The 10,995-nt window shown below is 31.0% G+C and carries 7 protein-coding genes; all 7 read left to right on the forward strand.

Annotated elements, in window-relative coordinates; all coding sequences use genetic code 11:
* Positions 1 to 3 precede the first annotated feature (3 nt).
* The 7 genes from L3B98_RS04715 to L3B98_RS04745 all read left to right on the forward strand — a co-directional run bounded on the left by L3B98_RS04715 (position 4) and on the right by L3B98_RS04745 (position 10,871).
* Complete coding sequence (locus L3B98_RS04715; RefSeq protein WP_238915796.1) at positions 4 to 1,485, forward strand: glycerol kinase; 1,482 nt, start codon at positions 4 to 6, stop codon at positions 1,483 to 1,485.
* Between the two features lie 149 nt (positions 1,486 to 1,634).
* Entirely contained in the window at positions 1,635 to 3,059 is a 1,425-nt protein-coding gene (locus tag L3B98_RS04720; RefSeq protein WP_238915797.1) for an L-fucose/L-arabinose isomerase family protein, read from the forward strand.
* Positions 3,060 to 3,339: 280 nt separating this feature from the next.
* Positions 3,340 to 4,635, forward strand: a complete 1,296-nt coding sequence (locus L3B98_RS04725; RefSeq protein ID WP_238915798.1) for a DUF4038 domain-containing protein — start codon at positions 3,340 to 3,342, stop codon at positions 4,633 to 4,635.
* Positions 4,636 to 4,936: 301 nt separating this feature from the next.
* Positions 4,937 to 5,959 (forward strand): substrate-binding domain-containing protein, encoded by a 1,023-nt coding sequence (locus L3B98_RS04730; protein ID WP_015394891.1) that lies wholly within the window; start codon positions 4,937 to 4,939, stop codon positions 5,957 to 5,959.
* A gap of 533 nt (positions 5,960 to 6,492) precedes the next feature.
* Positions 6,493 to 7,968: an alpha/beta hydrolase domain-containing protein gene (locus L3B98_RS04735; protein ID WP_238915799.1), complete on the forward strand. Its 1,476-nt coding sequence runs from the start codon at positions 6,493 to 6,495 to the stop codon at positions 7,966 to 7,968.
* Positions 7,968 to 9,578, forward strand: coding sequence for a DUF4038 domain-containing protein (locus tag L3B98_RS04740; RefSeq protein ID WP_238915800.1), 1,611 nt, complete (start codon positions 7,968 to 7,970; stop codon positions 9,576 to 9,578). Before L3B98_RS04735 ends, L3B98_RS04740 begins: the two co-directional genes overlap by 1 nt.
* Positions 9,579 to 9,605: 27 nt before the next feature.
* Positions 9,606 to 10,871: a PTS transporter subunit EIIC gene (locus L3B98_RS04745; RefSeq protein ID WP_238915801.1), complete on the forward strand. Its 1,266-nt coding sequence runs from the start codon at positions 9,606 to 9,608 to the stop codon at positions 10,869 to 10,871.
* Positions 10,872 to 10,995 lie beyond the last annotated feature (124 nt).

Below are 10,995 nucleotides of genomic sequence, written 5' to 3' on the forward strand. Positions count from 1 at the left end.
TAAATGGCAAAATATATTATAGGAATAGACCAAAGTACTCAAGGAACAAAGGCACTTTTGTTTAATGAAGAAGGAACTCTTGTACAAAGAACAGATTTACCACATGAACAAATTGTTAATGACAAAGGCTGGGTATCTCATAATTCCATGGAAATATATCATAATACAATTGAAGTGGTTAAGAATTTGATCAAAAAGGCCAAAGTTAATAGAAATGAGATTGTAGGTGTAGGAATAAGTAATCAAAGGGAAACTACAATTGTATGGGATAAAGAAACAGGAAGATCAATTGATAATGCTATTGTATGGCAATGTTCTAGAGCAACGGAGATATGTGAACGTTTAGAAAAAATAGAGAAAGCAGAACTTGTTCGTCAAAAGACTGGCATGAATTTATCACCTTATTTTCCAGCAGCAAAGATATGGTGGTTACTTGAACATGTTGAAGGAGCAAAATTAAAGGCTGAAGCTGATAAGTTGTATTTTGGTACAATGGATAGTTGGTTAATTTATAAGCTGACAAAAGGAGCTGTTTATAAAACAGATTATTCAAATGCCTCTAGAACTCAGCTGTTCAATATAATGGAACTGAAATGGGACGAAGAAGTATGTGAATTATTTGGAATAAACCCAAATAATCTAGCAGAAGTATGTGACTCTAATTCAAACTTTGGAGAAACAGATTTTGAAGGATTTTTAGATAAGGCAATACCGATTCATAGTGTATTAGGTGATTCGCATGGAGCACTTTTTGGACAAGGATGTTTAGAACCAGGAAGGATTAAAACTACATATGGGACAGGCTCTTCAATTATGATGAATATTGGTGAAAAACCAGTTTTAAGTACTCATGGGGTAGTAACATCACTAGCATGGGGGATGAATGGAAAAGTTAATTATGTGTTAGAAGGAAATATAAACTATACAGGTGCAGTTATTACATGGCTTAAGGATGATCTGAAATTAATTGCGTCACCAACGGAAACTGAACAAGTTGCATTTGAAGCGAATTCAGATGATCAGTTATATTTAATACCTGCATTTACAGGGCTTGGAGCACCTTATTGGGATAGTAAAGCAACGGGAACAATTTTAGGAATTACTAGAACCACAGGCAGAGCTGAAATAGTGAGGGCTGGATTAGAATCCATAGCGTATCAAATCACAGATGTAGTAAAAGCCATGAGTAAAGATTCTGGTATTGTGATTGAAGAACTTTGTGTAGATGGAGGCCCAACTGGAAATAAATATTTGATGCAGTTTCAAAGTGATATACTCCAAATGGCGGTTCAGGTTCCAGATTCAGAAGAATTATCAGGAATTGGAGTAGCATATGCAGCAGGTATGGCGCTTGGAGTGTATGATAAAACAATTTTTAATAAGATAAAGAAAATTAAATTTGAATCTAAAATGGACACTAATCTTAGAAATAAAAAATATCAGGGTTGGCTTGCGGCTGTACAGAATATTTTAGTTAAAAAGTAGAAGGTGCTTGCTGCTCAAATGTAAATTTCAGATATATTTCATTACTTATTTAGATTGAATAGCGAATATGAAAAAATAAAAAAAGATGTTTATAGAATATTAAAGTTAGTAAAAACGTTTAGATTAAAAAATATATTGGAGGAATCAAAATGAAAGAATTTAAAATTAAATTAGGAGTTGCTGCAACTCGTAGATCAATATTTAGTAAGGAAGATGCTATAAGATATAAAGATTTAACTTGTGAAAGATTAAAGGAATTAGAAGTGGATTTTGTAAATATAGATGATATAAATGAAGAAGGCTTGTTGTTTGCAGAAGCACATTTAGAAGCAGTAATAGAAAAATTCAAAAAAGAAAAGGTTGATGCTTTATTCTTTCCACATTGTAATTTTGGGACAGAGGATTTAGTTGCTAAAGTAGCTGCAAAGATGCAATTACCAGTATTATTATGGGGACCTCGTGATGACGCACCTTTAACAGATGGAACAAGACTTAGAGACAGTCAATGTGGATTATTTGCAACTGGTAAAATATTAAGACGTTTTAAAGTACCATTTACTTATATTCCAAATTCATCATTAAAGGATGAAGCTTTTGAAAGAGGAATTAGAAATTTCATAGCGGCTACTAATGTGGTTAAAGAACTTGGTAGTTTAAGAATACTTCAAATTTCCACACGTCCATCATCTTTCTGGACAATGATGTGTAATGAAGGTGAATTATTAGAAAAGTTTGGAATTCAAATTTATCCGATTTCAATGACAGAATTTGTAGCAAAAGTAAAAAAGGTTAAAGCAGAAGAAACTGAGAAAGTACAAGATACTATTAAATATATGAAAGAAGTATTAGACATTACTGTTTCAGAAGAAATAGTCGAAAATGTTGCAGCATTAAAAGTTGCATATACTGAATTAACAGGCGAATATGGATGTAGTGCAGTTGCTATCCAGTGTTGGACAGCTCTTCAGGATGAATTGAAAATTATGCCATGTATGGCTAATGCCTTGATGACTGATGAAGGAATTCCAGTTGTATGTGAAACAGACATTCATGGAGCAATAACTTCGGTAATAGCTCAAGCGGCAACTATGGGACAAGCTTCACCATTCTTTGCAGATTGGACTGTAGTACATCCAACTAATAAAAATGGAGAGCTTCTTCAACACTGTGGATGTTTTCCAATATCTTTAACTAAGAAGAATCAAAAAGCAAAAATTGCAACACCATTTGCTTTGGAAAGTGGATGTAGTGGAGCTTCTTATGCTGAAATAAAAGGTGGAGATATATCATTATTAAGATTTGATGGAGATAATGGAGAATATTCAATGTTATTAGGAAATGCTAAAGGCATTGAAGGACCATATATTCAAGGTGCATATTTATGGGTAGAAGTAGAAAACCTATCAAGACTTGAAGATAAGCTTGTAACTGGACCATACGTTCATCATTGTACAGGAATTCATAAGGATGTATTACCAGTTGTATATGAAGCTTGCAAGTATATACCTAATTTAAAACCCGACTTCTATGATGATGTTGAAGAAGAAGTAAAAGCTTGGATTCGTGGAGAGTAAAATATTAAATTTATAGGTTAGTTAAGAGTTGAGAATTATAAGTTAAGGGTTAAGGAAGAAAAGCCTTAGGCTTTTCATGTAAGTTCTGTATTGCAGGAAAGATCCTTATTATAGCATAGCTACTCTTTATAGAGGTGCATAGCTTCTCCTTTTAGAAGTGTATATCTCAGAAATGATAAATTAGGTATAATATTAATATGGCTTAATTTATCATTTTTACCATGTTGCTTTTAGTAAAAAAAATTAATAGTTATTTATAAAAATGTTTGAGGTGAGATAAATGTCACAAATTATAGTTGAAAAGAATAGTCGTATATTTAAAAAAGATAAGAAACAATTTTTTTATTTAGCAGATACTTGTTGGAGTGCATTTACTAATATTACATTAGAAGAATGGGAATATTATTTAAATTTAAGAAAAACTCAAGGCTTCAACGTGATTCAAATAAATATACTTCCTCAATGGGATGCGAGTGGAACAGAGCTTAACTATTATCCGTTACCATGTGATGATAGCTTCCCTAAAATTTTTAAATTTACTGAATTTAATCAAGAGTATTTTGATCGTGCTAGGCATATGTGTGAAATGGCTAAGGAAAAAGGATTTGAATTAGCACTTGTAGTACTATGGTGTAATTATGTTCCTAATACTTGGGCTAGCAAGATGTTTAGCAAGATGTCCAGTAATAATATTATGCCCTATGAATTTATAGATAAATATATTGAAAAAGTAAATGAAACTTTTTCGGATTTAAATCCAATTTATGTAATTAGTGGAGACACAGATTTTGATGGTGAAGATACTAAAGAGTATTATTTAAAAGCAGCTAATAAATTGAGAAAATTAGCGCCTGACTTATTGCAGACTTTACATATAAGGGGAAGGCTGGAGGTTATTCCGGAAGAATTCATTGAACTTATTGATTTTTATATGTATCAATCAGGACACAATGCTGAAAATCCAGCTATGCCTTACTTGCTTGCTAAAAACTTTTATGAAAAATATCCAGCTAAACCTATAATAAATTCAGAACCATGTTACGAGCAAATGGGTTATAGTAGAAATATGTATGGTAGGTTTTATCAATTTGATGTTAGAAGAGCAGCTTGGATGAGTTTACTTTCAGGAGCTTGTGCAGGAGTAACCTATGGAGCACACGGTATTTATAGCTGGCATAAGATAGGAAAAAGATTTGGTTTAGGAATAGGAGAAGGCTTTGATAGTCCTAATCCTTGGAATGATGCTGTTAAATATCCAGGTGCATGGGATTATGGATATATAAAATATATGTTAGATTTATATGGAATTCATGAATTAATTCCTATGGATAAAATCATGAATTCAACTGATGATATTAGAATGGCATCAACTAGAGGTGAAGATAAAATATTAATTTATGTACCTGCAAATACAAATGTTAGAATAGACAAGAATTTATCGTCATATGATATTAAAATTATTGATCTGGTAAGTAAAAATGTATTTATTCCAAGTGTTGAAGTTAAAGATGAAAAAACAACAATTTATATGCATAGTTTTGAAAAAGATGTTGTTATTGTTATGAGAAAAAAATAAGCCGAAAAGTTTTTGGCTAAAAGTATTTAATGAGAACTTGTTTGAAATTAGCTTGTCTAACATATAGTAGGGAAAGTTAATTTTGATTAAAGTTCTCATTAGTGCGCTTTAGAGAATTTTTGTGATAATTAGAAATAAAAGTGTGTGTGATTCATACTGACTATATAATTTGTAGTATATTATATAAATGATTAAATAAATATTTAGTTATAAATATTTTATTTTTAGTAATAATGGTTTATACTATATTTAAGTAAGTATGAAAATAATATTAGTTAAAGAAATAGGTAGGAGAGTAATAATGAAAACTATAATGCAGGATATAGCTAAATTAGCTGGTGTTTCTCCAGGAACAGTATCAAATGCACTTAATGATAGAAAAGGTGTTGGGAAAGAAACTAAATCTAAAATTATTAAAATTGCAGAAGAATTAGGATATTTCCGCAATCATAAAAAGAATGAAGAAAAAGTAGTGAAATTACTTCTTTTTAAAAAGCACGGATATGTAGTATCTGATACACAATTTTTCTCGGCACTAATAGATGCGTGTGAGAAGGAATGCAGGGAAAGTGGATATGAATTATTAATATCTCAGGTTATTCATGGAGAACATGATAAAGAAAATGTCTTGAAAATTATAAATCAAGGTAAAATAGATGGAATATTGCTTTTAGCAACAGAAATGAATGATGCTGATTTCTCTTATTTTGAAGGTTTGGATACTCCAATTGTTGTGCTAGATAGTTATTTTGAACTTAAGAGTCAGGATTATATTGTGATTAATAATATTAGTGGAGCCTATAGAGCAACTAAATATTTTATTGATAATGGGCATAAAAGAATAGGTATGTTAGGAAGTTCGATAAATATCAGTAATTTTGAATATCGCCATAAAGGCTTTAAAAAAGCTATTGAAGAAGCTGGTTTAGAATTTAGAGAAGAAGATGATATATTGCTTGAACCTACTTTGGATGGTTCTTATAAAGATATGAAGGAATATTTAGAAAAAAATAAAGGAAAAGAGCTGCCAACGGCTTTATTTGCATTTAATGATATTATTGCACTTGGTGCTATGAGGGCTATGCAGGAGAAAGGTATTAGTATACCAAAAGATATATCTATTATTGGATTTGATGATATACCATTTTCTTCATTAAGCAACCCTAATATGACAACAGTTAAGGTTTATACGGAAGAAATGGGAAGTATAGCAGTGAGAAGGCTTATAGATAAAATAAACGATGAAGGAGAAAATGTTCCGTTGAAAATAGAAATTGATACAAAGCTTATAGAAAGAAGTAGTGTAGCTAAACTAATTAAATAATTATTGTGAATTTTAAATTTATATGAAGATGATTAAGATAAAAGTTATTTAATCACCTTCTTTTTTTATCAAAAAATAACTAAAAATTTATAAAAATATAACAAAAAATTTATTTAAAATATTGAAATATTTATGAAAACGATATATAATAAATACATACTTAATTAAGAGTTATTTAAACATTAATAAAAAATATTTGATGAAATTCAGGAATTTCAAATTTTTAAGAGGTACTTATAGTTAATAAAATAGAGGCATTTGGAAGTTTTTGATGTAATATAATGATTGTATATCTTGGAGTTTGTAGTAGATAAATTGCTAAAAAAAGATATAAATTATTAGAGATAAGTGAAAAATAAACAAGCATTTTTAAGTGAAAAATAGAAATGATAATTCTAGTTGGTTTTATAATTTTAAGTAAATATTTATAAGATATTTAATAAGTAATGGTTGTAAGTAATATTGTTATTAATTAAAATCCACCAGGAAAAGGATTACAGTGATTGTGCCTTAGAAGGAACAGGAGGAAAGCTATGATAAATAAAATTAAACAGCTATCAATAACAGATACCAATTATCCATTTGCTACTGCTGAAAAGTATTGCGAGCTATCTCAAAAAGGATATGAAGAGACAGAATATTTTATGTATGGTACAGCTAATGTGTATCGTTCTATTGATAAAAATGAAAAAGTAGAAGTAGCAACAGAAGATGCTCCGTATATTAATAGATTTGTCGTTCGTGGTCCAAAGAATCCAGAGGCTTGCAGTGGAAATGTTGTAATAGAAATAATTAATCCAACATCATTTATGGAAATAGATCGTATGTGGATCTTAGGTCATAAAGAATTTATACGAAATGGAGATATTTATATCGGTATAACTAGTAAGCCAAATACTATAAAGAAAATGTTGGAATTTAATGAAGAGAGATATGAAAGCTTATCCTGGAAAAATCCAATGCCTGAAATTCCATTTCCTTTTGAAATAGAAGAAGCCTTAAAAAGAAAAAACATATTGCCAGATATTGATCTTACATATGAGACAGGATTATTTTGGGACATGTTAACAGATTTAGCATGGTTAATACGTTCAGATGAAGAAAAAAACCCATTGCTTAAGTATCCGAGAAAACACCTTTATTTAACAGGATGGTCCCAATCAGCATGTTATCTTTTTAGATATGTAAATAGTTTTGCATATCGTCCAGAAGTTTCTAAGGGGAGTGCAGTATTTGATGGCTATTTAACAGGTGGTGGTGTACGTAATCTAATTATACCAGTAAATCAATATGAATTACTTAAAGAGTATGATTATAAATTATCAAGAATAGAAAAAGTCAGTGAGCCTTTTATAGCAGTACAAACAGAAAGTGAAAATGGTAGATTTGAAAGCTGGCGTACAATGAGGCAGGATAGCGATAGTCCAGATTTTAAATATAGATTATATGAAGTTACTGGAGCTAGTCATGATACCATGTATAGTTATGTTAATTATTATCAAAATGATCCTGATTTAAAAAGAATAAATCATCTTCCTAAATATATAGGAAAACATGAAGAAGGTAATGATTATCCATCCCAGATTTTTTTTGCTGCAGCCTTTCGAAACTTGTTTCATTGGGTTAGAACTGGAGTTGCTCCCAATCATTGTAAACGTATTAAAGTTGATGCGGATGGAGAAAACTGCAAGGATGCTTTTGGAAATGCATTAGGGGGCTTAAGATCTTGCTTGCTTAATTATCCAACAGGACGTTATAACAGTACAAGTAATATAGAGGTTGGAATGAGTTTTGTAGATCTAGATTCAGATAAAGATGGTTTGTTTGGATATCAAGAAGCATTTTCTTCAGGAATGCTTAAAGAATTATATGGTGATATTGAGAATTATAGAAAATTAATCGCATTAGATACTGAAGAACAAATATCAAAAGGCTTTATTTGTAAAGAAGATGCAGAGGAATTAATAGAAATAGCAATAGGGTTAGCAAGAAAAAGGGGATTAAAATAATGAATTATGCAAATCAGAAAGTAGAAAAATGGCGTCAGATAATTTTAGCGTTTAGTAGTAATTGCAGTTATGAAAATCCTTTTATAGATGTAAGCATAATAGCTGTTTTTACATCCCCATCAGGGTTGAAGCTTAAAAGAGAGGCGTATTGGGATGGGGAGAATACCTATAAAATCTCTTTTGCACCTATAGAATTGGGCTTTTGGAATTATAAAATTATTGCAGATGAAGAATCTGGACTAAATAACCTAGCTGGTGAAATAGAATGCATTGAATATACTGGTGATTTAGAAATTTATCGACATGGATTTTTAAAAGTTCATTCATCTGGAAGATATTTAATATATGCTGATGGGACTCCATTCTTTTGGTTAGGTGATACTCATTGGGAATTTGCTTATAAAGAACGTTGGGATGAGTCCAATCACGCGGAAATGGATAGCATGTTCAAAGGTATGGTTAAAAAGCGTGTATATCAAGGCTATAATGTCTACCAAACTAATCTTAGAAGCGATTCCATTATGAAAGGTGATAAAAATTATTGGATTGAAAGTGAAAATGGGAAACTTCCTAATATTGAATTTTATCAGAATGAACTTGATAAGCGTATGCATTATATAGCGGATTTAGGGATTGTAAATGCATTAGGTTTAGCTTGGTTCATGTCAATAATCAATGATGTAGAAGGTCAAAAGAATTTAGCAAGATACATAGTAGCAAGATACGGTGCATTACCTATAGTTTGGACACTAGCAGGAGAAGTTGCTGGGTATAATGGTGGTGAAGAAAGAGAAATATTAATAAATGGTTGGAGGGAAGTTGCTTTATACATAGAAAAATTAGATTGTTATGGAACATTGCAGACTGCTCATTATACAAATGAGAGACCATTTGCAGATTATTATCAAGATGAAAGCTGGTTTGATTTTACTTTAAATCAGGCAGGACATGGAGATTTGCCAATAAGTCCTAATCATTATAGAGAATTTAATAAAAAATATTCTAAAAAGCCGTTTATAGAAGCAGAGTGTTTTTATGAGTTCTGCTCTACATTAGAGGAAAATGGAACTCGAATGTGTACAGCAGATATGCTGAGAAGAGTAGCATATATGTCAATACAGTTAGGTGGATGTGGTTATACTTATGGTGCACAGGGAATTTGGGACAATGTATGGGAAAAAGGTGAACCGAATCCTATGAATATTTTTAATCGCTTTGATATAACTTGGTATGAGGCTATTGATGGAATAGGAGCCAAACAGATGGGATATATGAAAGCTTTTTATGAAAAAACACGCTTCTGGGAATTTATGCCTTATGAAGATGCAGGCAATGTAAATGATAACAATCTTTTTGGTAAAAAAGTTCCTTTAGCATCTATTAATGAAAGTAAAGATAAAATGATTATTTATTATGGAGATACAGCAAGAAAGACTATGAAAATTCACGGATTAGTAAATGGTGAATATGCAGGAACGTGGTTTGATCCTCGAAGCGGAGAATATACAACAGCATTTGAAGCTTTGAATATAAAAGAGGGGTCATTTGAATTTCCATTAAAAAAGGAACAGGGAGACTGGTTATTAGTAGTTGAAAAAACAATAATTTAATTAATATATAATTTGGAGGTAAAATTTATGACAATGAATAGTGAAAAAGTACAAAAAATTGCGTATACTATACAAACTAATAAATACTTGCAGGCAATTTCTAATGGCTTGATGTCAGCACTCCCAGTGTTGATGATTGGATCCTTTGCAATTATGTTCGTTGGAATTCCAATTGCACCTTGGCAAGCTTTTTTGGGAACAAGTGGATTAATTAAAATTCTTTTGATTCCATATAACTTATCTATTGGATGTTTAGGATTATATGCATCATTTTTAATAGCATATAAGTTAGCTGCAAGTTTTCAAAAAGATCCTATTATACCGGCATTACTTAGTGTATTTTGCTTCTTAATAGTAACACCTATGGATAATATATCTGGTGCAAACATGTTTTCACTTACTTGGTTTGGTGTACAAGGTTTGTTTACAGGTATGATAGTTGCTTTGGTAGCGACTCGTTTGTATGTGTTTCTTTTAGATAAGAAAATAGTAATAAAAATGCCAGATTCAGTTCCTGGTACTATATCAAATACCTTCTCAGGATTAATACCTGCGGTTATAGTAGGAATAGTGTTTATAACAATTACAGGAATATTTATGTCTACTGGATATGGATCATTCACTAAATTTATTTATTCAATTATACAAGTGCCATTATCTAAATTAGGTAATAATTTCTTTTCATTTTTAATTATTGGTTTAATTCAAATGATTTTATGGTTCTTTGGAATGCATGGATCATTGGTAGTAAGTAGCTTTATAACTGCGTTATATCTTCCTATGGATATAGAAAATTTAGCAGCCTATACCGCAGGAACTCAAGTACCACATATAATAACACAACAATTCTATAATCTATTTTTCGGAATTGGTGGAGCAGGAGGAACTTTAGGACTTTGTATTCTTATGGTTTTTCTAGCTAAGAGTGAAAAGTTGAAAATGTTAGGTAAACTTTCTATTATACCTGGATTATTTTGTATAAATGAACCAATTGTTTTCGGACTTCCAATGGTATTCAATCCAATTATGGCTATACCATTTATAGGGGTTCCAATAGTTCAAGCTATTGTAGCTTATTTAGCAATATATATAGGTTTAATTCCTCATGTTGCAGGCTTTCAGCTTCCTTTTGGAATACCAGTAGTATTTAGTGCTTTCATGCAGGGTGGTTTTATGATGGCGTTATTGCAACTAGCACTTATTGTCCTTTCAGCGGTTATTTATTTCCCATTTTTCAAAAAGCTTGATAATAAAAGTTTATTAGAAGAGCAAGAAAGTGGGGTAGTTGAGTAAATGAAACAAGCCCCATTAATAACCATCATCAGCTCAATTTCACATGCCTGCTTCCAGAAAAATGTATCTAATTTCTAATGTAGTGTTACAATTATAATTTCTCAATGATGCATGTATATTCCAT

This window comes from Clostridium sp. YIM B02555 (genome assembly GCF_022320955.1).
In the GTDB taxonomy this organism is placed as follows: domain Bacteria; phylum Bacillota; class Clostridia; order Clostridiales; family Clostridiaceae; genus Clostridium; species Clostridium saccharoperbutylacetonicum.